Genomic DNA, 25,416 nt, shown 5'->3' on the forward strand with positions numbered 1-25,416 from the left:
TCAAACGCCCGTTTAGAGCCTTCGCCCTAAAAAATCGCCGAACTGGCATAGATCATGCCGCATGCTCCTGGCTGATGTGCCTATCCGGGATGGATACGGCTGCCGGACACAAGGATGGTTACCCCCAGCATCACGACAACTCGAGAACGCAGATGAATAATAAAAATACCCTGCTCGCCCTTTGTATCGGCTCCAGCCTGCTCCTGTCAGGCACAGCCGAAGCCGGCCTGTTCGGCTCCACCGGCTACACCAAAACCAAGTACCCGATCGTCCTGGCCCACGGCATGCTCGGTTTCGACAGCATCCTCGGCATCGATTACTGGTACGGCATCCCGTCTGCCCTGCGCAGCGATGGCGCCAGTGTCTATGTCACCGAAGTCAGCCAGCTCAATACCTCCGAGCTGCGTGGTGAAGAACTGCTGGAGCAAGTCGAAGACATCGCGGCCATCAGCGGCAAAGGCAAGGTCAACCTGGTCGGCCACAGCCACGGCGGCCCGACCGCACGCTACGTCGCCGCTGTCCGCCCGGATTTGGTTGCCTCGGTTACCAGCGTCGGCGGCCCGCACAAGGGCTCCGACACGGCCGACTTCTTGCGCCAGATTCCTCCAGGCTCGGCCGGTGAAGCGCTGGTCTCGGGGATCGTCAACGGCCTCGGTGCGCTGATCAACTTCCTCTCCAGCAGCTCCAGCACGTCTGCGCAAAACTCTCTCGGTTCATTGCAGTCGCTCAGCAGTGCCGGCGCCGCAGTGTTCAATGCCAAATACCCGCAAGGCATTCCTACTACGGCCTGTGGCGAAGGCGCCTACAAGGTCAATGGCGTCAGCTACTACTCGTGGAGCGGCACCAGCCCGCTGACCAACGCCCTAGACGTTAGCGACCTGCTGACCGGCGCAGCCTCGCTGACCTTCTCCGGGCCAACCGACGGCCTGGTCGGCAAATGCAGCTCGCACCTGGGCAAGGTAATCCGCGACGACTACCGGATGAACCACCTCGACGAGGTCAATCAGGTCTTCGGCTTAACCAGCCTGTTCGAAACCGATCCGGTGACCGTGTATCGCCAGCAAGCCAACCGCCTGAAAACAGCCGGCTTGTAAGCCTGCACTCCGGGGCCTGCGGGCCCCGGACTTTTCCCACACTCGCCGAGTCGCCTTGTGAACAAACCTCTGCTATTCGCGCTGCCACTGCTGATCGGGGCCAGTGCTGCCCTGACGCTCTACTTCAACCCCATCGACGCTACCGCTCCTGGCTCGCCAGCCCCGCAGGCCGATGCGACACAACCGATGACAGCCCCCAATGTTGTTGCTGACAGCCCGCCAGCAACTCATCCGCTGCCGCCCCTGGCCGCCGAACTGCAGCCCCTGCCGCCCTCCTTTGCGGGCACTCAGGTCGATGGCAGCTTCAGCGTCGACCAGAACGGCAATCTGCTGATCACCCGCGATATCCGCCGCATCTTCGACTATTTCCTCAGTGCCCTCGGCGAAGAGCCGCTGGAAACCAGCGTCAAACGCCTGCAAGGCTATATCCGCAGCCAACTGCAGGGCCCGGCCCAGGAGCAGGCGCTGAACCTGCTCGCGCAATACCTGGATTACAAACGCCAGCTGATCGAGCTGGAAAAGGGCCTGCCGCAGCTGTCCAGCGTGGATGCCATGCGCCAGCGTGAGCAAGCCGTACATAACCTGCGCGCCTCGCTGTTCAACCAGGATGTGCACCAGGCCTTCTTTGCCGAGGAAGAGGATTACAACCAGTTCACCCTGCAGCGCCTGGCCATCCGCCAGGACCAGAACCTGAGCGACCAGCAGAAAGCCGAGGCCCTCGATCAGCTGCGCGCCAGCCTGCCGGAATCCCTGCAGGATGCCGTCGTGCCACAGATGCAGACCGAGCTGCATCAACAGACCGCCGCCCTGCAGGCTCAGGGCGCCAGCCCCGCACAGATCCAGCAGTTGCGCCTGCAACTGGTCGGCGCTGAAGCCACGGTGCGCCTGGAAGCCCTCGACAAGCAGCGCCAGCAATGGCAACAGCGGCTGAGCGACTACCGCCAGGAAAAGGCCCGTATCGAGAGTAACGAAGGCCTCAGTGACGGTGACAAGCAAGCTGCCATCGACACGCTTACCAGCGACCGCTTCGATGAACGTGAACGCCTGCGCCTGGAAGCGGCCGAGCAGTTGGCGGATGCAAGGGCCAAGGAAAAGACCAGCGCCCAATAAAAAAGGCCCGCACTTGGCGGGCCTTTTGTTTTAGCGCGTGACTCAGCGAGCGATGATGCGATCCACCGACAGTTTGCCAGCGCCTTCGATGAGCAGCGCCAGGCTAATCACGCCCAGCATCAGCGCGTATTCGTAGCCATTGGCGGTGATGAAGAAGCCGTTGACCCAGTGCACGGTGAACATCGCCACCAGCGATACCACCAGCAGGGACGCCGCCGCCGGGCGTACCAGCAGGCCCACTACCAGGGCCAGGCCGCCGAAGAACTCGGCGCTGCCGGCCAGGGCTGCCATCAGGTAGCCGGGAGTGATGCCGATGCTTTCCATCCACTGAGCAACGCCTGCCAGGCCGTAGCCGCCGAACCAGCCAAACAGCTTCTGCGCACCGTGTGCGGCGAAGGTCAGGCCGGTGACTACACGCAGCAGGGTGATGCCGTAGCCGGCGTGGGTGGAAAGCAGGTTTTTGATCAGAGTGCTCATGGGTGCGATGTCCTTAAGTGAGAGTGGGCTATTGCTGAAGGACAGATTAGACGATTTTATCGATTCTAAAAGCGCAAATTAGCGCTTAAACGTATCGATTTATACGATCAATCTCGCGCAGCCGAACGACCGGTGCGCGGTTCCAGCAGGTCACGCTCATGCTCGAACGCCAGGTAGTACTTGTTCACGCTGTTGACGTAGCTGACCACGCCCATACCCAACTGCTCCATGGCCACCCGCTCGACCTGGAAGAACCACTGGTTGGGATTGAGCCCACGCCGCCGCGCCTCGGCACGCAGGCCCTGTACCCGTTGCGGGCCCAGGTTGTAGGCCGCCAGCACAAACGCCATGCGCTCATGCTCTTCCAGTTGCTGGCTGGCAAAGAACTGCCGACGGATACGCGCCAGGTACAGCGACGCGGCGCGCACGTTGTTGTCCAGCGCCTGGATATTGCTCACCCCCACGCTGCGTGCGGCGGACGGGGTGATCTGCATCAGGCCGGTGGCGCCACCGGCACCACGAGCCGCCGGGTTGAGCGTCGACTCCTTGAAGGCCACAGCCGCCAGGTACAGCCAGTCGAGCTTCTGCTGCTCGCCGTGCTTCTGTAACACCGCCTTGACCTTGTCCAGGCGCTTGCGGTCAGCGCTCGCCAGGGGATAGCGCACCTTGTACATACGCCGATAAACCCGCTGGAACACCGCATCCTGGTCACCCGGGCTGTGGTAGCCGGCGATGAAGCGGTCGATGCTGGCGCGCAGCATCGGCGAGTCGCGGCGCACGAACCAGCTCATGTCGTCTTCGCGCCCCACCACCAGGTGGCGCTCGATGCGTAGCCGGGGCAGTACCCGCGCCCAGCGTTCGGCAATCGGTTGTTCCACGGCGGTCCAGGGATACACCCCGGCCTGCACCATCTCCAGTACGTCTTCCACGGCCAGGCTGGGGTCGGCCCATTCGACCAGGATCGCCGGTTGCTTACGCTGCGCAAGGCGTTCATTGACCTCACGCAGCGCTTCGCCGGCCGCACTGCCGCGCGGTAGCACCAACACGCGCCCGGCCATGTCCTCCAGCTTGCGGTAATGACGATTGCCGCGGCTGCCGACAATCACGATCGGTACATCGCGGCGGATCGCGGCACTGGCGCTGACCACCTGGCCAGCGTGGGCTTCGAGCAGCTCGCCCGGTGCGACCAGGTCACCCTCGCCACGCTGCAGCGCATCCAGCAGTTGCTCCTTGGCGCGGGGAATCAGCTTCAGCTGCAGCTTGCGGCCATCGCGGGAGTTGTCATTGAGGTATTGCTCGAAGGCGCGCAGCCGGTGGTATTCGACGCCGATGGCCTGGCCCTTGATTTCACCTGAGCTGTTGCGGCTCTGGTTGACCAGCACACGCAGCTCGCCACTCTTGCGGATTTGCGCCAGGTCACGCTCGGTTTTGCTGTGGGGCAGGTTTTCCGCCAGGCCGGTCAGGCGCGCCGATGCCGGCAATGGCAGTACTGCCAGCCAGCAGAGCAACAACAGCAGCGCTCGCCTCATCGGGCCTCCGGGTTGAACCAGGTCATCGGCAGACCTGGCCGCGTGAGATCGTCCGCTCGCATGGCAGTTCCACGGCGAGGGGCGCGGAGATTCTCACAGCCCTTTGTCAGCGACCAGCAAAAGCTGGTAACGAGCATGAAAAGTCATAGCTAACTCAATGTTCTTGTTGGCTTTATTCTGCATATAGAAGCTCTGCTATGCTGCCCGGCTCAGCCCTTGAGGTAGCACCATGCAACTCATCGACATCGGCGTCAATCTGACCCACCCGAGTCTGGCTCGCGAGCGTGACGCAGTGCTCGCCCGCGCACATGCCGCCGGCGTCTGCCAATTGGTGCTAACCGGCACCAGTCTCGAAGAGAGCGAGAAAGCCCTGGCCTTCTGCCAGGAACTGGACGACAGCCACCTGCGTCTATTCAGCACCGCCGGTGTACATCCCCACGATGCCAGCCAGTGGAGCGTCGACAGCGCGCGCCAACTGCGCACGCTGCTGAGCGAACCGCAGGTGCGTGCCGTGGGTGAATGCGGGCTGGATTTCAATCGCGACTTCTCGCCGCGGCCGGCGCAAGAAAAAGCCCTGGAAGAGCAACTGGCGCTGGCGGTAGAGCTGCAGATGCCGGTGTTTCTCCATGAGCGCGATGCCAGCGAGCGGCTGGTGGCGATCCTGCGGGAGTTTCGTGACCGGTTGCCGGCCGCCGTGGTGCACTGTTTCACCGGCGAGAAAAACGCGTTGTATGCCTATCTCGACCTGGATCTGCACATCGGCATCACCGGCTGGATCTGCGACGAGCGCCGTGGCACTCACCTGCACCCGCTGGTGCGCGACATTCCGCAGGGGCGCCTGATGCTGGAAAGCGACGCGCCCTACCTGCTACCGCGCAGCCTGCGCCCCAAGCCGAAGAGCGGCCACAACGAGCCGGCGTTTCTCACGGAAGTTCTACGGGAAGTGGCGCTGCACCGTGGCGAAAGCGAAGAAGCACTGGCGGCGCACAGCACCACCAGTGCCCGGGCGTTCTTCGGTTTGCCGGAGCTGGCGCAGGCCTGATCAGGCAAAGACCACGGTGGTCTGCCGGCTCAGCGCCAGCAGTTCACCGCTCGGGCTCCACAGACGCGCGGCAATGTGCCCGTAGCCATCACGGGCATGCTCGATCTCTGCGCGGTACAGGCACCAGTCATGGGTGGTCAGCTTGGGGATCGGGTGGACGAACTCGATGGTCCAGGTCAGCGAACTGCCCGGTGCCGGGGCCTTGAGAAACGACAGCACTGCCGGTGGCCAGGCATCGACCAGGGCCAGCAGATGGGCCTCGGTGACCGTGTCATAGCTGACATCACTGCGCAGGCGCACCCAGCCGCCCATTTCCCGCGAGGCAACCCCGGTGAACGGCATGCCGCCCAGGCCCCAGCGCATGGCCAGGAAGCGGGTGAACTCGGGGGTGACATCCTTGATGTACGGCAGCTCCTGGCACTCTTCCACCGCTTTCATCGCCGGTGCCGGCTCGGCTGCGACGGATACCGCCGATTCGCGCGAAGCGCCGAAGCTGCCCTGGACCAGCGCGACCACTTCACCGTTCTGCACGGCGCGACCAAGCACCTGGCTGACGGCCTTGCCTTCGCGCAGCACTTCCACCTCGAAAGCCACTGGCTCGTTCATCAGCAGCGGGCCGACGAAGGTGATCGACAGCGAACGCACGGGGCGGCCAGCCGGTACCTTGCCACGCATGGCCTCGTAGACCATGGCCGCCACCAGCCCGCCAAAGGTCGCCCGGCCCTGGCCCCACAAGGCCGGTACCACGACGTGTTGCGGGCGCTTGTGCACCGCCTGGATCAGTTCAGCGAAAGTCATTCAGCAATCTCCTCGAGTCTGTCGCAAAGCTTAGGAGAAAACCGGCCCCGGGCGGGAGTGGCAGAGCAGACAATTCAGCGACGGAATTGCCACGCATCAGCTCTGCCACGCTAGTTTCGTCGCGTTGCAGGGATCAGGAGAAGTATTCGAGCAACCCTTCCAGCGCCTGGTCCGACTTTCCTTCGGCCTGCGCCAGCTCCTCACGCCAGGCGGCTGCACAGGGGCCGAGGTCCCGCTCCTGCTCACTGCGGATCAACCACTGCAGCCGGTCATGCCAGTCGCCGAGCGCGCCCTGAGCCGCACGCAGGGCCTTGAAGCAAGGTTTGCTCAGGTGATTCTGCCGGGGATAGGCCTCGGCGCAGTAACGCAGTCGTTTGATCAGTAGGCGCAGACGATGGCGGTCATGGGCAGGATCGCGCAGGGCTGTGCCCAACAGCTTGCTCTGCTGGGCCAGGTAGTGGCGCACCTGCTTGCCGCCCACCTGCCACTCGCCATCGCGCAACGCCTCTCGACAATCCTCCGGCCAGGCATCGAGCAGGATCAGCAGCCGTTGCAGTGCCAGGCCGTCCAGCAGCCGTGCATAGCCCTCCTCCAACTGCGCCCGCCGCTGGCGCTGCGGTTCGCCCAGGCCACGCACCTGCAATTCGGCCAGCAGCACTTCCAGGTCACGCAGCGGCCCGCTGGCCTGCGCCAGTGCCGCCGTGGCCTGCTCCAGGCGCGCACAGTGCGCCTGGCTACGCAGCGGGCGCAGCAGGCTGCGCAAGCGGCGCAAGGCGATGCGCAGGTCGTGCAGCGCCTCAGGGTCGGTGTGTGCCAGCAGTCGCTCGCGACAAGCCAGTACGCGTATTTCCAGTGTCAGTACCTGGGCTCGCAATCCGTTGACCAACGCCGTCATGGGTTTCTCCTTGTTCCGTGAGCCCGCCACCAAGGCAGGCTACGCCGCAAGTGGCGCAGGCTCAGACGCAGCGCCTGCGCAGTACCGGCCTGACCAGCGTAGCGTTGTGCTTCGAATTCGTGGGCAAACGCCAGAATCGCACCGGCCTGCGCCGGGAGTGCCTGCGCAGCACGCCCGGCAAAGGCGCGCACACCCTCGGCCTTGTCGCGCTGCAGACCGTGACGCCCGAGCAGCCGTTCAAACCCGCGCAACAGCCGTTGCTGCGGATCACGCTCACGGCGCCAGGGTTTGAACAGCCAGAGGGCCAACGCCCCCAGCAGTAACGCCCCGCCGCCGACCAGACCAAGGGCCAGGCGAGTCCAGTCCAGGCTGCCGAACCAGCGTTGCAGCAATTGCAGTTGCTGGGCCGACTGGTAACCCAGCACCCAGCGCTGCCAACCGTAGTTGACGTCATCCCAGGCCAGGCGCAGCTGATTCAACCAGGCGACATCGCGGTAACGCAGCAACGACAGCGGCGAATTGGCGAGAAAGCTGTCCTCGTCGGACAACGCCTGCTCCAGGCCCTGTTCGATCCGTTCCGGCGCCACCTGGAAGGTTGGATCGACCGCCACCCAGCCCTGCCCGGCCTGCCAGTACTCGACCCAGGCGTGGGCATCGAACTGGCGCACCGTGACATCCCGCCCGGTCGCATTGAACTCGCCGCCCTGGTAACCGGCCACCACTCGCGCCGGAATGCCGGCGGCGCGCAGGACGAAGGTCATCGCCCCGGCATAGTGGGCACAGAAGCCCTTGCGCGTGCGGAACAGGAATTCGTCGATGCTATCCCGCCCCACGGGTGGCGGACGCAAGGTGTAGCCGTAGGGCTCGCGGTTGAAGTGCTGCAACAGCGCGTTGACCAGCGCCTGCGTCTGGGGGTGCTCCTGTTTGAGCTCGGCGGCCCAGGCGCGGCTACGCGGGTCACCCTGCTCCGGCAACTGCAAGGTGCGTTTGGCCACCGCGTCGGGCAACTGCACCTCACGCAGCGCAGCAGGCCAGGACTGCACCTGATACAGCAGGCTCTGCTGTACCGAATCGCCGCGTTGCAAGCGGAAATCGCTCATCTGCCGCACGTCTGCCAGGTCGGTCTGCCCCACATCGAGGGCAAACAGCCAGGACTGGCCGCTCGGCTGCATGACGATGCTGTAACTCAGCGGCTCACCGCGTTTCTGCCACTGCGCGGCGGCGCCGTGCAACGCGCCGGGCGATTGCGACCAGCGCCGGCCATCGAACTGCTCCAGGGTCAAGGCGCGCCAGTACAACTGCGGGCGTGGCGGGATGGTGCCTTCGAAGCTGGCGCGAAAGGCCAGTGCGTCGGACTGGCTAAGTTCGGCGATATCCGCCGGCGCCATGCTGTCGGACAGGCCACTGAACGCCTTGTCCGGTGTCGGCAGGCTCCACAGCGGCGCCAGGCGCGGGAAGAACACGAACAGCACCAGCATCAGCGGCAGTGCTTGCAACAGCAGGCTGGCAGCCAGCTTGATGGTCGCCCGCGGCTGCACTGCCAGCGCGCTCTGCTGCAGGCCGATCAACGCCGCCAGCAGGGCCACCACCGGCAACAGGCTGTAGGCCGCCGCCAGCAGGCTGTCATCGAACAGGTAGCCGATCACCACCACGAAGAAGCCGAGGAATATCTCCAGCAGCGCATCACGGCGGCTGCGCATCTCCAGCAGCTTGAGACAGAACGCCGCCACCAGCAGCAGTGCGCCGCCATCCAAACCAATCAGGCTGCCCCGCGAGAGCACCACCGCCGCCCCGGTGGCGACGATCAGACCGATGCGTTCCAGGCTCGTGGGGTAACGCGCACGCATACGGAAGATCTGCATCCGCCAGCCGGCACACGCCAGCCACAGCAGGATGATCCACGGCGGCAGATGCAGGAGCAGCGGCAGGATCACCAGTACCTGCGCCACCAGCAGCCAGATCAGGCCGATGCGCGGGATCGGCTGTAGCGCACTCATACCGCCACCCCGTACAGCGCCAGCGCGCGCAGACAGGCCTCGCGGTGAGCATCGCCGTAGTCGGGTGCCAGCTCCGTGCCGGGAATGCGCAGGCCGTAGGGTTGCTGGCGGTTATCCAGCTCCAGCACCCAGTGGCACAGACGCGACAGGCGCTCTTCGGGATCGCCGCCCAGGGCCAGGAAGTCCAGCCACAGGTCACGCCCGGCCAACGCAGCAAAATCCTTGACCAGCAATCCCTGGCCGCGCGAATAAGCCTTCCAGTGCAGGCGGCGCCGCGAGTCACCGGGCTGATAGGTCTTCAGCCCCTGATAATCGTCGGCGCCACGTCCCTGCACGCGTGCGCCCTCGTCCTCTTCATCTTTCCCGCCTCCAGCGCCGAGCGGCAGATCACCCGCCAGCGGGCGTGGATAGACCAGCACCGCCTGATCCAGATCGACCCAGCTCCAGGCCACCAGGATACCCAGGGGGAAACGGCTTTCCACCCGCAGGCGTTCGGGGCGCAACCAGCCACGGCGTAGCGCCGGCAAGCTCAGTTCGCACTCGCGCTGGCCACGCGCCGGCACATCGACGGTCTGCAGTTCGGCCGGCGGCCAGCCAAGGGCCACGGCCTGGTGAGCGTACTCGGCGCTTTCCAGGCGCACACGAAAGCGCGCTTGCTCGCCGACAAACACCGCGCCGCTGATGCCGGCCTTGAGAATCAGCCCGGTGAAATTGCGGAAGGTATGCAAGATGGCAACGATAAACACCGCCGCCAGCATGAACGTCAGGCCATAGGCCAAGCTGTTCTCGTAGTTGATCCCGGCAAGCAGCATCAGCATCAGCGCCAGACCAAAGCCGGCGCCGACCCGATTGGGCATGATGAAGATGCGCCGCTGGTTCAACTGCACCTGCGCCGCAGGTGGAATGCGCCGGACAATCCAGCGCCGCCAGCGCGGCTTGAGCCAACCGGTGAGGATCAAACCGCCGCCACCTCACGTAACAGCCACTGCACCAGCGAGCCACCACCATGGCCGGACGGATCGGCGCGCTCACGCAGACGATGGCCGACCACCGCTGGCAGTACCGCCTGCACATCCTCGGGAATCACATAGTCACGGTTGGCCAGGAATGCCCAGGCACGAGCGGCGGCCAACAGCGCCAGGCTGGCGCGTGGCGACAGGCCCCAGGCGAACTGCGGCTCGCTGCGCGTGGCCTCGACCAGGCGCAGCACGTAATCAACCAGTGCATCGCTGGCGCGCACCTGGGGAATCAGCGCCTGGATCGCCGCCAGTTCGCGGTGATCCATCAGCGGTTCCAGACGCGGCAGCAGGTCACGACGCGCCTCGCCGAGTAGCAGCGCTTTTTCCGCCGCCTTGGCTGGATAGCCGAGGGACAGGCGCATTAGAAAGCGATCCAGTTGCGACTCGGGCAAGGCAAAGGTGCCGCCGGAGCTGACCGGGTTCTGCGTGGCGATCACGAAGAATGGCTGCGGCAGTGGCCGGGTGGCGCCCTCGATGGTCACCTGACCCTCCTCCATGGCCTCCAACAGCGCGCTCTGGCTCTTCGGCGTGGCGCGGTTGATCTCGTCGGCCAACACCAGCTCGGCGAAGATCGGCCCAGGGTGGAAGGTGAACTGGCCGCTGTCCTTGTCGAACACCGAGGTGCCGAGGATGTCGCCGGGCAACAGGTCGGAGGTGAACTGGATGCGCTGGAAACTCAACCCCAACACTCGCGCCAGGGCCTGGCTGAGGGTGGTCTTGCCCATGCCCGGCAAGTCTTCGATCAGCAGGTGCCCGCCGGCCAGCAAACAAGCCAGGGCCAGGCGAACCTGCGGCTCCTTGCCCAACAGGACCTCGTTCACCGACTGCAGGCAGGCATCCAGTTTCGTGCGCATCGCTCACTCCTTGTTCTGATGCCTGGATGCTACTGGCCCAGACAGGTGCGGCAAAGCGCGGCGTAACCTTTGCTCACGAAACTGTGAGGGTCGCCCTGCTAGTCAGCTCGGACGTACCAACTGGAACATATCGAGGGTGCGGCTGTAGTTGCTGCCGCCCAGGCGGCCGACCAGATCCAGGCGCAGCGGGTCGATCCGCCCACGCTCATCCAGCACCGCATCCTCCACGTGACCGAGCAGCACTTCAGCGAAGATCAGATGGCAATTCGGCGCCTGCCGCGGATAAGGCTGCACTTCCGCCAGCCGACATTCGAACGCCACCGCCGCTGCGGCCACGCGAGGCACCGCAATCCGCTCGCTGGGCAGGCTGGCGATGCCGCACTGCTCGAACTCGCTGATGCCGTGGGGCAACTGCGCGGCGCTGGCATTCATCGCCTCGACCTGGGCGAACGACACCAACTGGATCACCAGTTCGCCGGTTTCCTGCACATTGCGCAGGGTGTCCTTGAGGCTGCCGTCGTCACGGGTGCCAACGTTGACCATCAGGGTCGGCGGCTCATCGCTGATGACCTGGAAGAAGCTGAACGGCGCCAGGTTGCTGGTGCCGTCCGCCGCGCAGGTGGAGACCCAGGCAATCGGCCGAGGCGTCACGGTCGACGCCAGCCAGCGGTAGGCATCCAAAGGCGCCAGGTGGGAAAAATCGAGTTGCATGGAAAACTCCCAAAAGCGCGATCTAGCGGCCGGCGCGCGACTCACGAATATAGAAGCGCGCCTTCTCAGCCTTGCTCGTGCAGCCTTCATAGGCTTCGAACTGCTGCTGGGTCTTGGCTGCGGTGAGCAGCGAGAATGCCTTGGAATAGCTCACGGTGCCGGCAAAGCCTTCAGCCTTGGCGATGTCCAGCTCGCGCCAGGCGCTATCCAACTGGCTGCCGCAGCTCTCGCGGTAGGCCGTGCGACCGGCACAGCCAGTCAGCACCAGCGCCATCAAAGACAGGGTGATCAATCGTTTCATCGGTAGACTTCCTTAACTGCGGGGTCTGTTATGGATGCTTTCTCGGCACAAAAGTGCCTGGGCCGAAGTGCGACGGCGAGAGTGCCGCAGCGGGGCCCCATCGGCAACGTATCGTTTCGCCTGGAAGGGCCATCTCAGAGCCTGACAACGATCATTGTGCCAGCCGCCTGATACTAGCAAACGCCGCCTTGGCGCAGCGCTGACACGGGCGTATGGTCGAAGCATGCTTTGGGGGGAAGGAAGATGAGCAAGAAAGTGGCCCTGGTTCTGGGCTCGGGCGGCGCGCGCGGCTACGCCCATATCGGCGTGATCCAGGAACTGGAAGCGCGTGGCTATGAAATCGGCTGCATCGCTGGCTGTTCGATGGGTGCGGTGATCGGTGGCATCTACGCCGCCGGCAAACTGGATGAGTACCGCCAGTGGACGGAAAGCCTGGACTACCTCGACGTACTGCGCCTGCTGGATGTCAGCTTTCGCCTCGGCGCCATTCGCGGCGAGAAGATCTTCGGCAAAATCCACGAGATCGTCGGCGAGATCGACATCGAGAACCTGAGCATTCCCTACACCGCCGTCGCCACCGACCTCACCAACCAGCAGGAAATCTGGTTCCAGGAAGGCTGCCTGCACAAGGCCATGCGTGCCTCGGCGGCGATTCCCAGCCTGTTCACCCCGGTGACCCAGGGCAATCGCATGCTGGTCGACGGCGGCCTGCTCAATCCATTGCCGATCGTGCCGGTGGTGGCCAGCCACTGCGACCTGATCGTCGCGGTCAACCTCAACTCACTCAACCAGAAGCAGTACCACCTGCCAGTGATCGAGCGGCCTGCGGCAATCAAGGGACGCATCGACCAACTGATGGGCTCACTCAGCGCCCGTCTGCCCTTCCTCAAGCGCGAAACCGACGAGGAGGAAGAAGGCGAACTGGCGGTGGAGGTCAACCCGTGGATCGAGGCGCGCGCGCCGAGCCGCAAGGCGTTAGCCGAAGCGGAGAAAGACGCCACGCCCAACTCGGCCAGCGACTCCCATGTGCTGAGCAACGTCGGGCCGGCCTCGCTGCTGGAGCTGGTCAACCAGAGCTTCGAGACCATGCAGAGCTCGCTGACCCAGTACAAGATCGCCGGCTACCCGCCGGACATCCTGATCAACGTGCCCAAGCGCGTGTGCCGCTTCTTCGAGTTCCACAAGGCGCCGGAGCTGATCATGCTCGGCCGGCAGATCGCCAGCGACACCCTGGACAAGTACGAAAGCGACCACCCATAGCGCTTTGTAGGGCGGGTGAAACCCGCGTAATCGGTTTCACCCGCCCTCACCCGCCCTACAGCTCGAGCAGACGATAGCCGACGCCGGCTTCGGTGAGGATGAAGCGCGGCGCCGCCGGGTCGTCGCCGAGTTTCTGCCGCAGATGGCCGACCACCACGCGCAGGTAGTGGCTGTCCTCGACATGGGTTGGCCCCCAGATATCCTTGAGCAGTTGCTGCTGGGTCACCACCCTGCCGAGGTGACGGGCCAGCATGGCCAGCACCGCGTATTCCTTGCGGGTCAGATTGACCTCAACGCCCTCCAGACTGACCCGCCGGTAGGCGAAATCCAGGCTCAGCGGCCCGCTGCTGACCACCGCCTCTTGCTGCTCGCCCGCGCCGGCCTGGCGCAACAGCACGCGCACCCGGGCGAGGAACTCCTGGATGCCGAAGGGCTTGGTCACGTAATCGTTGGCGCCGCCGTCCAGTGCCAGCACCTTCTCGCCCTCACTGGCGCGCACCGACAGCACCAGCACCGGCATCTGCGACCACTCGCGCAGTTCGCGCAGCACCTGTTGGCCGTCCATGTCCGGCAGGCCGAGGTCGAGCACCACCAGGTCCGGTTTGCCCAGCGCGGCCTGGGCCAGGCCCTCGGCGCCATTGGCACCTTCCAGCACCTTGTAGCCCTGGGCAGCCAGGCTGATGCGCAGGAACTTGCGGATCTGCGCTTCGTCGTCGATGACCAGGATGGTTGTTGGGTTGCTCGTCATATCACTCGCTCATTCGGCTCACGTAGGGCGGGTGAAACCCGCGCTCACCACTCGACGCGGGTTGCACCCGCCCTACTCATCTTCCGCTAACGGTTGCGGGTGCAGCGGTAAGTGCAGGGTCAGCGTAGCGCCTCGGCCATCCAGGCCCTCACCCACGGTGACCCGCCCACCGTGGGCGCCGAGCATGCCCTGGCAGATCGCCAAACCCAGGCCGGTACCCTGCCCGCCGCGATCACCACGGGCGGCGGTGTAGAACATGTCGAAAATCTTCTCCCGCTCGTGCTCGGGAATCCCCGGGCCCTGGTCGCTGACGGAAAAACGCAGTTCTTCGCGGCCCACCTCCAGCGCCACGCGCAAACGACCCTGGCTCGGCGAGAAACGCGCGGCGTTCTCCAGCACATTGACCAGCGCCTGTTCGATCAGCGCCGCATGCACGTACAGCAGCGGCAACTCGCCCGGCAGCGCGGTTTCCACCTGCAACGGCGCCAGCACCGGGCGCAGGCGCTGCAGGGCACTGGCGACGATATCGGCCGGCGCCACCCAGTCGCGCGCCAGCTTCAAGCCGCCGTGGCCGAGGCGAGTCATGTCCAGCAGGTTCTGGATATAGCGGTCGAGGCGCTCGGCTTCGTCGCGGGTGCCTTCCAGCAGCTCGCGGCGATCGGCCAGGGGAATCTGCTCACCGAGGGCCAGCAGGCTGTCGATGGAGCCGCGCATGGCAGTCAGCGGCGTGCGCAGGTCATGGGACACCGAGGCCAGCAGTGCGCTGCGCAGCTCCTCGGTCTGCCCGTGCAGACGCGCGGCCTCCAGATCCTCGGCCAGCTGCGCACGCTCCAGGGCCTGGGCCAGCGGCTGGCCGAGCGCGGCGATCAGCCGCCGCTGATCCGCCGGCAACGGGCCGCCCTGTTTGGGGCTGATCCCCAGCAGCGCCAGCGGACCTTCCTCGCCAGACAACGGCCACCACCACCAGCGCCCGCCCGGCAAGGTGCCCGTGCCCAGGCCCGCCGGCTGAGCATGCTGCCAGGCCCAATCGGCCGCCGCCCGCTCCTGCTCGGTGAGTAGGCGCTGGGCGCCGGCTTCGACCTTCCACAGGCCGTCGCTGCTGCGCGCCAGCAGGCTGACCTCGATCTCGTGCCACTGGCTGAACTGCTGAGTCGCTGCAGCCAGCACCGCCTGGCGGTCGGTGGCGGCGGTCAGCTTGCGCGACAGTTCGAGCAAGGCCGTGGTTTCGCCCTGGGTCTGGCGCAAGGCCTGCAACTGCTGGCGCTGGCGCGTGGCCAGGTTGCCGGTCAGCGCTGCCATCAACAGGAAGAACAGCAGCGTCAGCACGTCCTGCTGGCGCTCGATCTTCAGCGACAGCAGCGGCTCGATAAACAGCAGGTTGTACGCCAGAAACGACAAGCCAGCGCACAGTAGCGCCGGCCCAAGGCTGCTGCGCACCGCCACCACCAGTACGGCGGCAAGGAAGATCAGGGAAATGTTCGGCAACTCGACAATCTGCGCCAAGCCCAGCGCAGCGGCGGCAGCAACGCCGGTTGCCAGCGGGGCCAGCAGATAATCACGCCATTGCACCGGCTGCCTCGCCCGCAGTCGTGCAGGTGCGCGCTCGACTTCGGTATCCAGCACGCTGACTTCCAGCCCTTCGCCCAGGCTTAACAGGCGCTCGGCCAGGCCACGACCGACACGCCAACGACGACGCAGGCGCTGACGGCTGCGCCCGACCAGAATCAGGCTGGCGCGGCGTTCGCGGGCATGCTCGACCAGGGTATCGGCCACCGAACTGCCGCGCAGCACCACCACCTCACCGCCCAGGCGTTCGGCCAGTTGCTGAGCGGCCTGCAGGTTGCCCAGGCGCTGTTCGTCGCGTTCGCCACCCACCTCCACATGCACCACCGACCAGGGCAGATGGCGGCGCTCGGCCACCCGGCAGGCATGCCGCACCAAGCGTTCGGCCTGGGCATCGCCGTCGATGCCGAGCAACAGGCGCCCACGCACGGTCGGTGCCTCCTGGCCCTGCTGGCGGTAGCGTCGATTGAGGTCGGCATCCACCCGCGCGGCGGCGGTCTGCATGGCCAGTTCGCGCAGCGCAGTGAGGTTGGTCTGGCTGAAGAAGGCATCGATGGCCGCCCGCGCCTGCTCGGGCACATACACCTTGCCGTCGCGCAGGCGTTCGAGCAGCTCGCGCGGCGGCAGGTCGATCAGCAGGATCTCGTCGGCCTCCTGCAGCACCCAGTCCGGCAGCGTCTCGCGCACCTGCACGCCGGTGATGTCGCGCACCTGGTCATTCAAGGCTTCGAGGTGCTGCACATTGACCGTGGTGTAGACGTCGATGCCCGCATCCAGCAATTCCTGCACATCCTGCCAGCGCTTGGCGTGACGGCTGCCGTGGGCATTGCTGTGCGCCAATTCGTCGACCAGCACCAGTTTGGGCGGCGTCGCGAGAATGCCGTCCAGATCCATCTCGCTCAGCGTCACACCGCGGTACTCGCTACGCAGCGCCGGCTGCTGCGGCAGGCCGACCAGCATCGCCTCGGTTTCCGCCCGGCCGTGGGTTTCCACCACCCCCACGCGCAGGTCGACGCCCTGGCGCAATTGCGCCTGCGCCGCCTGCAACATGGCGAAGGTCTTACCCACCCCAGGCGCCGCGCCGAGAAATACTTTCAGGCGGCCACGGCCCTCTCGGGGCATATCGGCCAGCAAGGCATCGGCGCGTTGCGCATCACTCATGGAGTCGTCTCGGTTTTGGCGATGGCGCGATTGTCAGCCAGCGCCAGATTGAGCGCCAGCACGTTGACCACGGCAGGGCCTACCAGTGGTTTTTCCACATGTTGCGCGACCAGGCGCTCCAGGCTGGCAACCGAGATGCCGCGTGCGCTGGCGACGCGCTCGATCTGGTAACGCGCGGCCGCCGGCGACAGGTGCGGGTCGAGGCCGCTGGCCGAGGTGGTGACCAGTTGCATCGGCACCGGCCCCTGCCCTTCACCCAGCAACCGCTGGGCCTCCTTGGCGATGCGTTCGGCCAGTGCCGGGTTGCTCGGCGCCAGGTTGCTCGCGCCGCTGGCCACGGTGGCGAAGGCGGCGGCCGAGGGGCGCGGCTGGAACCACTGCGCACCCTCGAAGTTCTGTGCCAGCAGGCGGCTACCGCGCACCTCTCCAGTGGCATCGCGCAGCAGGCTGCCATTGGCCTGCTCGGGGAATGCCAGCTGGGCGATGGCGGTGACGCTCAACGGGTAGATCACGCCGGTGATCAGGGTCATAAAGGCCAGCACGCTGAGGGCCGGGCGGATTTGCTTGAACATGATGAGGCTCCAGTTTGTAGGGTGGACAACGCTGTGCTTGTCCACCATTGCGCAACACGGATTGGCTTGGTGGAAAACGCTGCGCGGTTTTCCACCCTACGGTTGTTCACACCAGGCCGACGGCCACCAGCAGCAGGTCGATGAGCTTGATACCGACAAAGGGTGCGAGGATGCCGCCCAGTCCGTAGATCAGCAGGTTGCGCCGCAGCAGGCTGGCCGCATCCAGCGCCTGTACGCGCACCCCACGCAGGGCCAGGGGGATCAGTGCGACGATGATCAGCGCGTTGAACACGATGGCCGAGAGGATCGCGCTCTGCGGGCTGTGCAACTGCATCAGGTTGAGCGCGCCGAGCTGCGGGTAGATGCCGGCGAACAGCGCCGGCAGGATGGCGAAGTACTTGGCTACGTCGTTGGCCACCGAGAAGGTGGTCAGCGCGCCACGGGTCACCAGCAGCTCCTTGCCCACCTGCACCACGTCGAGCAGCTTGGTCGGATCACTGTCCAGATCGACCAGGTTGGCCGCCTCGCGCGCCGCCTGGGTGCCGTCGTTCATCGCCAGGCCGACATCGGCCTGAGCCAGCGCCGGCGCGTCGTTGGCGCCGTCGCCGCACATGGCGACCATCTTGCCTTCGGCCTGCTCCTGGCGGATGCGCTGCAGCTTCTTCTCCGGGGTGGCTTCGGCGATCAGGTCATCCACGCCGGCTTCGGCGGCAATCGCAGCGGCGGTCAGCGGGTTGTCGCCGGTGACCATCACGGTGCGGATACCCATGGCGCGCAGTTCGGCGAAGCGCTCGCGGATGCCCGGCTTGACCACGTCCTTGAGGTGGATGGCGCCGAGCAGCTTGCCATCACCGGCCACCAGCAACGGCGTGCCGCCGCTCTGGGCGATCTTCTCGATCTCGCGGGCCAGCGGGGCCGGCACCTCGTTGCGGCTCAGCTGCAGGTAGTCGAGCACCGAGTCGACCGCGCCCTTGCGGTACACGTGGCCATTCCAGTCGGCGCCGGACAGGCGCGTTTCGGCACTGAAGGCGATGGCAACGACCTCGCTGCGCGCTGGTTCCTGCATCGGATGCAGGCCACGCAGGTACTCGACGATCGATTTGCCCTCGGCGGTGTCGTCGGCCAAGGATGCCAGCAGCGCCGCTTCGCTGAGTTCTTTGCCGGACACGCCAGGCGCCTTGATCATCGCAGTGCAGCGACGGTTGCCGAAGGTGATGGTGCCGGTCTTGTCCAACAGCAGCACGTGCACGTCCCCCGCCGCTTCCACCGCACGGCCGGACTTGGCGATCACATTGAGGCGCACCAGGCGGTCCATGCCGGCGATGCCGATGGCCGAGAGCAGGCCGCCGATGGTGGTCGGGATCAGCGTCACCAGCAGCGCCACCAGGTACACCAGCGGCAGGTCGCCACCGGCATAACGTGCGAACGGCTGCAGGGTCGCCACCACCAGCAGGAAGATCAGGGTCAGGCCGATCAGCAGGATATCCAGCGCCACTTCGTTGGGCGTCTTCTGCCGCTTGGCGCCTTCGACCAGGGCGATCATGCGGTCCAGGGTCGACTCGCCCGGGTTGGCGGTGATCTGCACCAGCAGCCAGTCGGACACCACGCGGGTGTTGCCGGTGACGGCCGAACGGTCGCCGCCGGATTCACGAATCACCGGGGCGGACTCCCCGGTGATGGCCGCCTCATTGACCGCAGCGATGCCTTCGATCACCTCGCCGTCGCCGGGGATCAGCTCGCCGGCCTCGACCCGCACGATATCGCCACGGCGCAGGCTGCTGGCCAGCACGGTCTCGAATTGCTGGCCCTTCTGCCGGCGCGCATTGAGCCCCTGGCTGCCGGCCTTGAGGCTGTCGGCGCGAGCCTTGCCGCGGCCTTCGGCCAGGGCCTCGGCGAAGTTGGCGAAGAGCACGGTGAACCACAGCCACAGGGCGATCTGCACGGCCAGGCCGGTAGACACCTGAGGATTGGGGATAAAGCACAACACGGTGGTGAGGATCGCCGTCAGCTCCACCACCAGCATTACCGGCGCTCGTTGCAGCTGGCGCGGGTCGAGCTTGACGAAGGCTTGGCGCAGCGCCGGTTGCCAGAGCGCAGCGAAACTGGTCTTAGCATGAGGTTGGGTCTGGTTCTTGGTGTCTTTCGACACCTGAGTGTGGGCATTCATCATGGTTCTCCCTTAGAAGCCCTGGAACATGGTCAGGTGCTCGGCGATCGGGCCCAGGGCCAGTGCCGGCAGGAAGGTCAGGCCGCCGACCAGCAAAATGGTCAGGGTCAGCAGGGTGACGAACAGCGGGCCGTGGGTCGGGAAGCTGTTGCTGCCAATCGGCGCGCGCTTCTTCGCCGCCAGGCTGCCGGCGATGGCGAGGATCGGCAGGATGTAGCCGAAGCGGCCGATCAACATGGCCAGGCCGATCATCAGGTTGTGGTACGGCGTGTTGGCGCCGAAGCCGCCGAAGGCCGAGCCGTTGTTGGCCGCGCCGGAGGTGTAGTTGTAGAGAATCTGGCTGAAGCCATGGGCTCCCGGGGTGCTCACCGAAGCCGCCGGCCCAGGCAGGCTGGCCGCCAGCGCACCAAGCACCAGTACGCCAACCGGCATTACCAGCAGCGTGGCGACCAGCAGGCGCACTTCGCGGGCTTCCAGCTTCTTGCCAAGGTATTCCGGGGTGCGGCCGATCATCAGGCCGGCGAGAAACACCGCGATCAGCACGAACAGCAGCATGCCGTACAGGCCAGCACCGACGCCGCCGAAGATCACCTCGCCGAGCATCATGTTGAACATCGGCACCATGCCGCCGAGGGCACTGAAACTGTCGTGCATGGCGTTCACCGAGCCGTTGGAGGCCGCCGTGGTGGTCACCGCCCACAGCGCCGAGGCGGTGATGCCGAAGCGGCTCTCCTTGCCCTCCAGCGAACCGCTCTGCTCGATCGGCAACGCGGCCAGGGCCGGGTTCGGCTGGTACTCGGCATACAGGGTCACACCCAGGCCGAGGACGAACAGGATCAGCATGCAGGCCAGCAAGGCACGGCTCTGGCGCAGGTCCTTGACGTAATGGCCGAAGGTGAACAGCAAGGCCGCCGGGATCAGAATGATCGAGGCCAGCTCGAACAAGTTGCTCCAGGCCGTGGGGTTCTCGAACGGGTGCGCCGAGTTGACGCCGAAGAAGCCGCCACCATTGGTGCCCAGCTGCTTGATCGCAATCTGGCTGGCCGCCGGCCCGAGCGGCACGACCTGATCGGTGCCGCCGAGGGTGTGTGCCGTGGCGTATTCAAGGAAGGTCTGCGGCACGCCCTGCCAGACCAGGAACAACGCCAGCACCAGGCACAGCGGCAACAGGCCGTAGAGGGTGGCGCGGGTCAGGTCGACCCAGAAATTACCGACGCTGTTGCTCGAACGACGGGCGATGCCACGGCAGAACACCACCAGCACCGCCAGGCCGACTGCCGGGCTGACGAAGTTCTGTACGCCCAGGCCGACCATCTGACTGAAGTAACTGAGCGCCGCCTCGCCGCTGTAGGCCTGCCAGTTGGTGTTGCTGACAAAGCTCACCGCCGTGTTGAACGCCAGGGTCCATTCCAGCCCCGGCAGCCCTTGCGGATTGAGCGGCAGCGCGCCCTGCAGCATGAGGATGGTGAACAACGCCAGCAGGCTGGCCAGGGTGAAGGCCAGCAAGGCCAGGGTGTAGGTCTTCCAGTCCTGCTCGGCCTGGCTGTCGACGCCGGCCAGGCGATAGCAAAGTCGTTCGATGGGCGCGAGCAGCGGCGTCAGCAGGGTCTTCTGCCCTTCCATCACGCGGAACAGGTAACGCCCGAGAAACGGTGCGGGTAGCAGCACCAGTGTGAAAAAGGCGAGGATCAGCCAGTAGTCTTGGACTTGCATGGCGCGCCCCTCAGCTACGGTCGGCGCGTAGCAGCGCCACCAGCAGGTAAATGAAAAGTCCGGCGGCCAGGCCGAGGGACAACCCGTCGAGAATGCTCATGTGTGCTCCTTGTTGCGGTGGTTACCGCTGTGAGCGAATTCTCGGCAGGCAGGGCGTAAAGGCGCGATTGCTGGACACTGGCCGGGGCGTAAAGAAGGCGTAAAAATCCACGGTTTTAGGGGTTTGCAGAGGTTTGTACCTATGCTGATACATGACCGACACCATGCCGATACGCGCAACCGCCACCATGGCAGACGGGCGGCGCCAAGCGGCATGGCCGTAAAATCCGTGACAGGCTAGGATGCGCGCCTGTCCCGCCCGCATCCCAGCCCCTGAAGTTCCTGGAGCCTGCCCCGGTGGAAGCCCGCAATACGCATGAATGGCGTGCACGCACGACACGCGCCCTGATCGTCGACGACAACCTCGAGCTGCGTGAGCTGCTGGGCGGCTATCTGACCCGTTTCAATATCGACAGCGAGGCCGTCGGTGATGGCCATGGCATGCGCCGTGCCCTGGCGCAGAGCCAGTTCGACGTAATCATCCTCGACCTTATGCTGCCCGGCGAAGACGGCCTGGCACTGTGCCGCGAACTGCGCAGCACCTCCGACATCCCGATCCTGATGCTCACCGCCCGCTGCGAACCGGCCGACCGCATCATCGGCCTGGAGCTGGGCGCCGACGACTACATGGCCAAGCCCTTTGAGCCGCGCGAGTTGGTGGCGCGCATCCAGAGCATCCTGCGTCGCGTACGCGACGACCGCGACCCGGCCCGCATCGAGCAACGCCAGGAGCCGCGCACCAGCATCAGTTTCGACGGCTGGACCCTGCACAGCGTGCTGCGCCAGCTGCAATCGCCGGATGACCTGCTGGTGCCGCTGTCCAACGCCGAGTTTCGCCTGCTCTGGGTGTTTCTCGAACGCCCGCGCCGGGTGCTCAGCCGCGAGCAGCTGTTGGACGAAGCCCGTGGCCGCTCCATCGAAGCCTTCGACCGTAGCATCGACCTGCTGGTCTCGCGCCTGCGCCAGAAACTCGGTGACGATCCGCGCTCGCCGCGCCTGATCAAGACCGTGCGTGGCGAAGGCTATCTGTTCGACGCACGCGAAATCGCCTGATGCGCAAGGCCGACACCCTCTTCGCCCGCCTGTTCGGCGTCTTCCTGGTCGCCATCGTGCTGGCTCACGCCCTGGCTTTCGTCTGGTTCAGCCACTACGGCCATCGGCCACCGCCCCCCGAGCACACCAGCCAGCAAGGCCATGCAGGGCCGCCACCCGGCGAAGGCCAGCCTGGCGATCGCCCGCCGCCGCCAGGAGGCGGCCTCAGTGGGCCACTGGTCCCGCTGCTGTTCCAGATGCTGACCTTGGTGGTCGCCGCCTGGTATGGCGCGCGCCTGCTCAGCCGGCCGATCCAGCGCCTGTCCGATGCCGCCGAACGTCTCAGTGAAGATCTCGACACCCCGCCGCTGCCGGAAACCGGGCCGAAGGAAGCGCGCCAGGCCGCCCATGCCTTCAACCTGATGCAGCAGCGCATCCGCGAACAGGTGCAGCAACGCGGGCGCATGCTCGCGGCGGTGTCGCACGACCTGCGCACGCCGCTGGCACGGCTCAAGCTACGCATCGAACAGATCCCCAATCCGCAATTGCGCACACGCATGGGCCAGGACCTAGGCGAGATGATCAGCATGCTCGACGCCACCCTGCGCTACCTGCACGAACAGCGCAGCACCGAAGCCCTGCAATGGTTCGACCTGCAGGCGCTGATCGAGTCGATGGTCGAGGACGCCCAGGACCGTGGCGCCGATGTACGTTTCAGCGGCCACTGCGCGCCGTTGCGGGTGCAGCCGATGGCATTGCGCTCGTGCATCAGCAACCTGCTGGAAAATGCCCTGCGCTACGCCGGGCACGCCCATATCGAACTGCATGACAGCGCCCAGCAGATCGAAGTCCGCGTCTGCGATAACGGCCTGGGCATTGCGCCGGAGCAGCGCGAAGTGGTGTTCGAAGCCTTCTTCCGCGTCGAAGGTTCGCGCAACCGCAGCTCCGGCGGCGTCGGCCTGGGCCTGACCATCGCTCGCGAAGCGGCGCGGCGCCAGGGCGGTGACATCCTCCTTGAAGAAACCCCGGGTGGCGGTCTGACCGCCATCCTGCGCCTGCCCCGCTGAGCCTGCGGCCTGTAGGCGCCAGCTTGCTGGCGATCGATGTTTGCCCGCCTGAACATCGCCAGCACGCTGGCGCCTACTCATTCGCGCGGGCTGTATGCGCGTCGTTACAAAGTCCACATACCCCCGACACAGAGCACCCGGAGGCTGACAAAACCGGAGAACCCTCTTCGGTTATGCCCACATAGGAGTGACTCCCATGATCAGTGGTGTCAGCAGTTACTCGAGCTACAGCAGCTACAGCTCGACACTTGCCAGCACCCAGCGCAGCAGCTCCGCCAGCAGTAGCGGAAGCAGTTGTGCCGGAGGCCCGGCAAAGGTGCAGGAAAAGCTGTTCAGCCTGCTCGACAGCGACGGCAATGGCAGCATTGCCAAGGAAGAACTGGACAGCGCCCTGAGCGCCGCCAAGGAAAGTGACAGCAGCCTGACCATCGACATCGACGAACTGTTCAGTCAGCTCGATGCCAATGGCGATGGCAGCCTGGACAGCGAAGAAACCGCTGCCCTCGCCCCACCACCGCCGCCCGGAGGCCCGGGTGGCCCCAACCCGGAAGAGCTGCTCTCCCAACTCGATGCCAACGGCGACGGCAGCATCGATGAGGAAGAACTGGCTGCGCTGACCGGTAGCGACACTGATGTCAGCAGCCTGTTCAGCGAACTCGACGGCGACAGTGACGGCAGCCTCAATGTCGATGAGCTGGCCGCCCTGGCGCCGCCACCACCGCCTCCGGCAGCCGAAGCCAGCTCCAATGAGCTGTTCAGCCAACTGGATGCGGACAGTAGTGGCAGCATCAGCCGCGATGAGTTGAGCAGCCTGCTCGACAGCATCGGCCAGCAAGCGCAAGCCAGCAGTAAAAGCTCCAGCAGCGAGGAGGAAAACTTCTCCGGTCTGATCGCCCAATTGCTCAAGCAGTACCAGAGCAACGCCAGCTATCAGTCCAGCATCGGTAGCCAGCTCGACCTATCGGCCTGAGCGTCGGTTGACGATCCACGGCGTTCACACGCCAGGTCGCCAATCGACTGCAGGTGCTAAAAGCAAACGGCCGGTCTATCCGCAGTACGGATAGACCGGCCGTTGTTTTTTGTAGCCGTCGTAATCTGCGGCCAGCTCAGCCCTCGGTCTTCTCCGGCGCCGGTGCGTTGAGCTTCTGCGGCTCGCCCTTGACCCAGTCACCGAGCAGGCTGAAGGCAATTGCCAGCAGGGTTGGGCCGAGAAACAGACCCATGAAGCCGAAGGCGAGAATGCCGCCGAATACCCCGAGCAGCACCACCACCAGCGGCAAGTTACCGCCACGGCTGATCAGGTACGGCTTGAGCACGTTGTCCACGCCGCTGATGATGAACATGCCCCAGATACCGAGGAAAACCGCGGAACCATATTCACCCTTGCTGACCAGCCAGGCCGTGGCAGGAATCCACACCAGCGGAGGGCCCATGGGAATCAGGCTGAAGATGAAGGTGACGATACCCAGCACCAGGGCGCCGGGTACCCCGGCAATCCAGAATCCGATCAGCGCCAGCAGCGCCTGCGCCGCCGCCGTGCCGATCACGCCATTGACCACCCGTTGCACGGTGCCTGCCACCAGTTCGGTGTAGTGGCCCGCGCGGTCGCCGATCAGGCGCTCCAGCAGGCTGTGCACGAACGCCGCCATCCGCGGGCCATCGCGGTAGAAGAAGAACACCAGCACCAGACTCAGGGCCAGCTCCAGCACCCCACCGCCAATTTGCGCACTGCGCGCCAGCAACCAGTTGCCGACCTGGCCGAGATAGGGCTTCACGCTGGCGAACAGCTCGGCACCTTCGCGATCGACACGCTGCCAGAGCTGCTCCAGGTTATCGCCGATGATCGGCAAACCCACCAGCCAGGCGGGTGGCGCCGGCAGCCCACCAACCTGGACATCCTTGAACAGCTCGGTGGCATCGCGAATATGGTCGGCCAGGTTGAAGCCCAGCCAGACCAGCGGCACCGCCACCAGAATCATCCAGCCACCGGTCAGCAGCACCGCCGCCAGGGTTTCCCGACCATCCAGCGCCTTGCTCAGCAAGCGCATCAACGGCCAGCTGGCAAAGGCCAGCACCGCCGCCCAGAACAGCGCCGAGAAGAATGGTGCCAGCACCCACAAGCAGGCGCCGAAAAGGGCCAGCAGGAGAATCTGTATCAACAGACGATCGTTATTCAGCATTGCCAGAATGTCCTGCTACAAAAGTGT

23 protein-coding genes are annotated in these 25,416 nt (G+C 65.4%); 7 read left to right on the forward strand and 16 right to left on the reverse strand.

Features of this window, described 5'->3' with window-relative positions; all coding sequences use genetic code 11:
• Window positions 1-152: 152 nt before the first annotated feature.
• Together H3H51_RS13740 and H3H51_RS13745 are read left to right on the forward strand one after the other, a co-directional pair.
• Entirely contained in the window at window positions 153-1,094 is a 942-nt protein-coding gene (locus H3H51_RS13740) for a triacylglycerol lipase (protein WP_183089619.1), read from the forward strand.
• Between the two features lie 57 nt (window positions 1,095-1,151).
• On the forward strand, window positions 1,152-2,204 hold the full coding sequence (locus H3H51_RS13745) for a lipase secretion chaperone (RefSeq protein WP_328803663.1): 1,053 nt from the start codon (window positions 1,152-1,154) through the stop codon (window positions 2,202-2,204).
• A 42-nt stretch (window positions 2,205-2,246) separates the two neighbouring features.
• Here the strand turns inward: H3H51_RS13745 and H3H51_RS13750 are convergent, their stop codons facing one another.
• Both H3H51_RS13750 and H3H51_RS13755 read right to left on the reverse strand, forming a co-directional pair.
• Entirely contained in the window at window positions 2,247-2,681 is a 435-nt protein-coding gene (locus tag H3H51_RS13750; protein WP_183089620.1) for a DoxX family protein, read from the reverse strand.
• 107 nt (window positions 2,682-2,788) lie between these two features.
• Window positions 2,789-4,210, reverse strand: coding sequence for an MltF family protein (locus H3H51_RS13755; RefSeq protein WP_183089621.1), 1,422 nt, complete (start codon window positions 4,208-4,210; stop codon window positions 2,789-2,791).
• A gap of 229 nt (window positions 4,211-4,439) precedes the next feature.
• Here H3H51_RS13755 and H3H51_RS13760 point away from each other — a divergent pair, with 229 nt between their 5' ends.
• On the forward strand, window positions 4,440-5,252 hold the full coding sequence (locus tag H3H51_RS13760; protein WP_183089622.1) for a TatD family hydrolase: 813 nt from the start codon (window positions 4,440-4,442) through the stop codon (window positions 5,250-5,252).
• Here H3H51_RS13760 and H3H51_RS13765 read toward each other — a convergent pair whose 3' ends face one another.
• The 7 genes from H3H51_RS13765 to H3H51_RS13795 all read right to left on the reverse strand — a co-directional run bounded on the left by H3H51_RS13765 (window position 5,253) and on the right by H3H51_RS13795 (window position 11,827).
• Window positions 5,253-6,050: an acyl-CoA thioesterase gene (locus H3H51_RS13765; RefSeq protein ID WP_183089623.1), complete on the reverse strand. Its 798-nt coding sequence runs from the start codon at window positions 6,048-6,050 to the stop codon at window positions 5,253-5,255.
• Window positions 6,051-6,183: 133 nt separating this feature from the next.
• Window positions 6,184-6,945, reverse strand: a complete 762-nt coding sequence (locus tag H3H51_RS13770; protein WP_183089624.1) for a CHAD domain-containing protein — start codon at window positions 6,943-6,945, stop codon at window positions 6,184-6,186.
• Window positions 6,942-8,942, reverse strand: coding sequence for a transglutaminase TgpA family protein (locus H3H51_RS13775; RefSeq protein WP_183089625.1), 2,001 nt, complete (start codon window positions 8,940-8,942; stop codon window positions 6,942-6,944). The genes H3H51_RS13770 and H3H51_RS13775 overlap by 4 nt, the downstream gene beginning before the upstream one ends.
• A complete protein-coding gene (locus tag H3H51_RS13780) occupies window positions 8,939-9,901 on the reverse strand; it encodes a DUF58 domain-containing protein (protein ID WP_220791002.1) in 963 nt (320 codons plus the stop codon). Before H3H51_RS13780 ends, H3H51_RS13775 begins: the two co-directional genes overlap by 4 nt.
• The gene (locus tag H3H51_RS13785) at window positions 9,898-10,815 is read right to left on the reverse strand and encodes an AAA family ATPase (RefSeq protein WP_183089626.1); all 918 of its coding nucleotides are present in this window, start codon (window positions 10,813-10,815) and stop codon (window positions 9,898-9,900) included. Before H3H51_RS13785 ends, H3H51_RS13780 begins: the two co-directional genes overlap by 4 nt.
• 102 nt (window positions 10,816-10,917) lie before the next feature.
• A complete protein-coding gene (locus tag H3H51_RS13790; protein ID WP_183089627.1) occupies window positions 10,918-11,526 on the reverse strand; it encodes a flavin reductase family protein in 609 nt (202 codons plus the stop codon).
• A 22-nt stretch (window positions 11,527-11,548) separates the two neighbouring features.
• On the reverse strand, window positions 11,549-11,827 hold the full coding sequence (locus H3H51_RS13795) for a hypothetical protein (RefSeq protein WP_183089628.1): 279 nt from the start codon (window positions 11,825-11,827) through the stop codon (window positions 11,549-11,551).
• Between the two features lie 243 nt (window positions 11,828-12,070).
• Between H3H51_RS13795 and H3H51_RS13800 the strand changes: the two genes are divergently transcribed.
• Window positions 12,071-13,087, forward strand: a complete 1,017-nt coding sequence (locus H3H51_RS13800) for a patatin-like phospholipase family protein (protein ID WP_183089629.1) — start codon at window positions 12,071-12,073, stop codon at window positions 13,085-13,087.
• Between the two features lie 55 nt (window positions 13,088-13,142).
• Here H3H51_RS13800 and H3H51_RS13805 read toward each other — a convergent pair whose 3' ends face one another.
• From H3H51_RS13805 to H3H51_RS13830, 6 genes are all read right to left on the reverse strand, one after another.
• Complete coding sequence (locus H3H51_RS13805; protein WP_183089630.1) at window positions 13,143-13,835, reverse strand: response regulator; 693 nt, start codon at window positions 13,833-13,835, stop codon at window positions 13,143-13,145.
• Window positions 13,836-13,907: 72 nt separating this feature from the next.
• Complete coding sequence (locus H3H51_RS13810; protein ID WP_183089631.1) at window positions 13,908-16,559, reverse strand: sensor histidine kinase; 2,652 nt, start codon at window positions 16,557-16,559, stop codon at window positions 13,908-13,910.
• Window positions 16,556-17,131: a potassium-transporting ATPase subunit KdpC gene (gene kdpC / locus H3H51_RS13815; RefSeq protein WP_183089632.1), complete on the reverse strand. Its 576-nt coding sequence runs from the start codon at window positions 17,129-17,131 to the stop codon at window positions 16,556-16,558. The genes H3H51_RS13810 and kdpC overlap by 4 nt, the downstream gene beginning before the upstream one ends.
• Before the next feature lie 106 nt (window positions 17,132-17,237).
• Window positions 17,238-19,298, reverse strand: coding sequence for a potassium-transporting ATPase subunit KdpB (kdpB, locus tag H3H51_RS13820; RefSeq protein ID WP_183089633.1), 2,061 nt, complete (start codon window positions 19,296-19,298; stop codon window positions 17,238-17,240).
• 12 nt (window positions 19,299-19,310) lie between these two features.
• Window positions 19,311-21,011, reverse strand: coding sequence for a potassium-transporting ATPase subunit KdpA (gene kdpA, locus H3H51_RS13825; protein WP_183089634.1), 1,701 nt, complete (start codon window positions 21,009-21,011; stop codon window positions 19,311-19,313).
• 10 nt (window positions 21,012-21,021) lie between these two features.
• Complete coding sequence (locus tag H3H51_RS13830; RefSeq protein WP_183089635.1) at window positions 21,022-21,111, reverse strand: K(+)-transporting ATPase subunit F; 90 nt, start codon at window positions 21,109-21,111, stop codon at window positions 21,022-21,024.
• Window positions 21,112-21,407: 296 nt separating this feature from the next.
• Between H3H51_RS13830 and H3H51_RS13835 the strand changes: the two genes are divergently transcribed.
• From H3H51_RS13835 to xopAW, 3 genes are all read left to right on the forward strand, one after another.
• Window positions 21,408-22,163 (forward strand): response regulator, encoded by a 756-nt coding sequence (locus H3H51_RS13835; RefSeq protein WP_328803664.1) that lies wholly within the window; start codon window positions 21,408-21,410, stop codon window positions 22,161-22,163.
• Complete coding sequence (locus H3H51_RS13840) at window positions 22,160-23,209, forward strand: sensor histidine kinase (protein WP_183089885.1); 1,050 nt, start codon at window positions 22,160-22,162, stop codon at window positions 23,207-23,209. Before H3H51_RS13835 ends, H3H51_RS13840 begins: the two co-directional genes overlap by 4 nt.
• Window positions 23,210-23,405: 196 nt before the next feature.
• Window positions 23,406-24,179 (forward strand): XopAW family type III secretion system calcium-binding effector, encoded by a 774-nt coding sequence (gene xopAW / locus H3H51_RS13845; RefSeq protein ID WP_183089636.1) that lies wholly within the window; start codon window positions 23,406-23,408, stop codon window positions 24,177-24,179.
• Between the two features lie 136 nt (window positions 24,180-24,315).
• Here xopAW and H3H51_RS13850 read toward each other — a convergent pair whose 3' ends face one another.
• Window positions 24,316-25,389: an AI-2E family transporter gene (locus tag H3H51_RS13850; protein WP_183089637.1), complete on the reverse strand. Its 1,074-nt coding sequence runs from the start codon at window positions 25,387-25,389 to the stop codon at window positions 24,316-24,318.
• Window positions 25,390-25,416: the final 27 nt, after the last annotated feature.

The sequence above is a fragment of the Aquipseudomonas ullengensis genome, from assembly GCF_014174475.1.
In the GTDB taxonomy this organism is placed as follows: domain Bacteria; phylum Pseudomonadota; class Gammaproteobacteria; order Pseudomonadales; family Pseudomonadaceae; genus Aquipseudomonas; species Aquipseudomonas ullengensis.

Coding starts and splice junctions, on each gene's coding strand:
- H3H51_RS13740 (WP_183089619.1), top strand. CDS start 153: ATGAATAATAAAAATACCCTGCTCGCCCTTTGTATCGGCTCCAGCCTG.
- H3H51_RS13750 (WP_183089620.1), bottom strand. CDS start 2,681: ATGAGCACTCTGATCAAAAACCTGCTTTCCACCCACGCCGGCTACGGC.
- H3H51_RS13755 (WP_183089621.1), bottom strand. CDS start 4,210: ATGAGGCGAGCGCTGCTGTTGTTGCTCTGCTGGCTGGCAGTACTGCCA.
- H3H51_RS13760 (WP_183089622.1), top strand. CDS start 4,440: ATGCAACTCATCGACATCGGCGTCAATCTGACCCACCCGAGTCTGGCT.
- H3H51_RS13765 (WP_183089623.1), bottom strand. CDS start 6,050: ATGACTTTCGCTGAACTGATCCAGGCGGTGCACAAGCGCCCGCAACAC.
- H3H51_RS13770 (WP_183089624.1), bottom strand. CDS start 6,945: ATGACGGCGTTGGTCAACGGATTGCGAGCCCAGGTACTGACACTGGAA.
- H3H51_RS13775 (WP_183089625.1), bottom strand. CDS start 8,942: ATGAGTGCGCTACAGCCGATCCCGCGCATCGGCCTGATCTGGCTGCTG.
- H3H51_RS13785 (WP_183089626.1), bottom strand. CDS start 10,815: ATGCGCACGAAACTGGATGCCTGCCTGCAGTCGGTGAACGAGGTCCTG.
- H3H51_RS13790 (WP_183089627.1), bottom strand. CDS start 11,526: ATGCAACTCGATTTTTCCCACCTGGCGCCTTTGGATGCCTACCGCTGG.
- H3H51_RS13795 (WP_183089628.1), bottom strand. CDS start 11,827: ATGAAACGATTGATCACCCTGTCTTTGATGGCGCTGGTGCTGACTGGC.
- H3H51_RS13800 (WP_183089629.1), top strand. CDS start 12,071: ATGAGCAAGAAAGTGGCCCTGGTTCTGGGCTCGGGCGGCGCGCGCGGC.
- H3H51_RS13805 (WP_183089630.1), bottom strand. CDS start 13,835: ATGACGAGCAACCCAACAACCATCCTGGTCATCGACGACGAAGCGCAG.
- H3H51_RS13810 (WP_183089631.1), bottom strand. CDS start 16,559: ATGAGTGATGCGCAACGCGCCGATGCCTTGCTGGCCGATATGCCCCGA.
- kdpC (WP_183089632.1), bottom strand. CDS start 17,131: ATGTTCAAGCAAATCCGCCCGGCCCTCAGCGTGCTGGCCTTTATGACC.
- kdpB (WP_183089633.1), bottom strand. CDS start 19,298: ATGAATGCCCACACTCAGGTGTCGAAAGACACCAAGAACCAGACCCAA.
- kdpA (WP_183089634.1), bottom strand. CDS start 21,011: ATGCAAGTCCAAGACTACTGGCTGATCCTCGCCTTTTTCACACTGGTG.
- H3H51_RS13830 (WP_183089635.1), bottom strand. CDS start 21,111: ATGAGCATTCTCGACGGGTTGTCCCTCGGCCTGGCCGCCGGACTTTTC.
- xopAW (WP_183089636.1), top strand. CDS start 23,406: ATGATCAGTGGTGTCAGCAGTTACTCGAGCTACAGCAGCTACAGCTCG.
- H3H51_RS13850 (WP_183089637.1), bottom strand. CDS start 25,389: ATGCTGAATAACGATCGTCTGTTGATACAGATTCTCCTGCTGGCCCTT.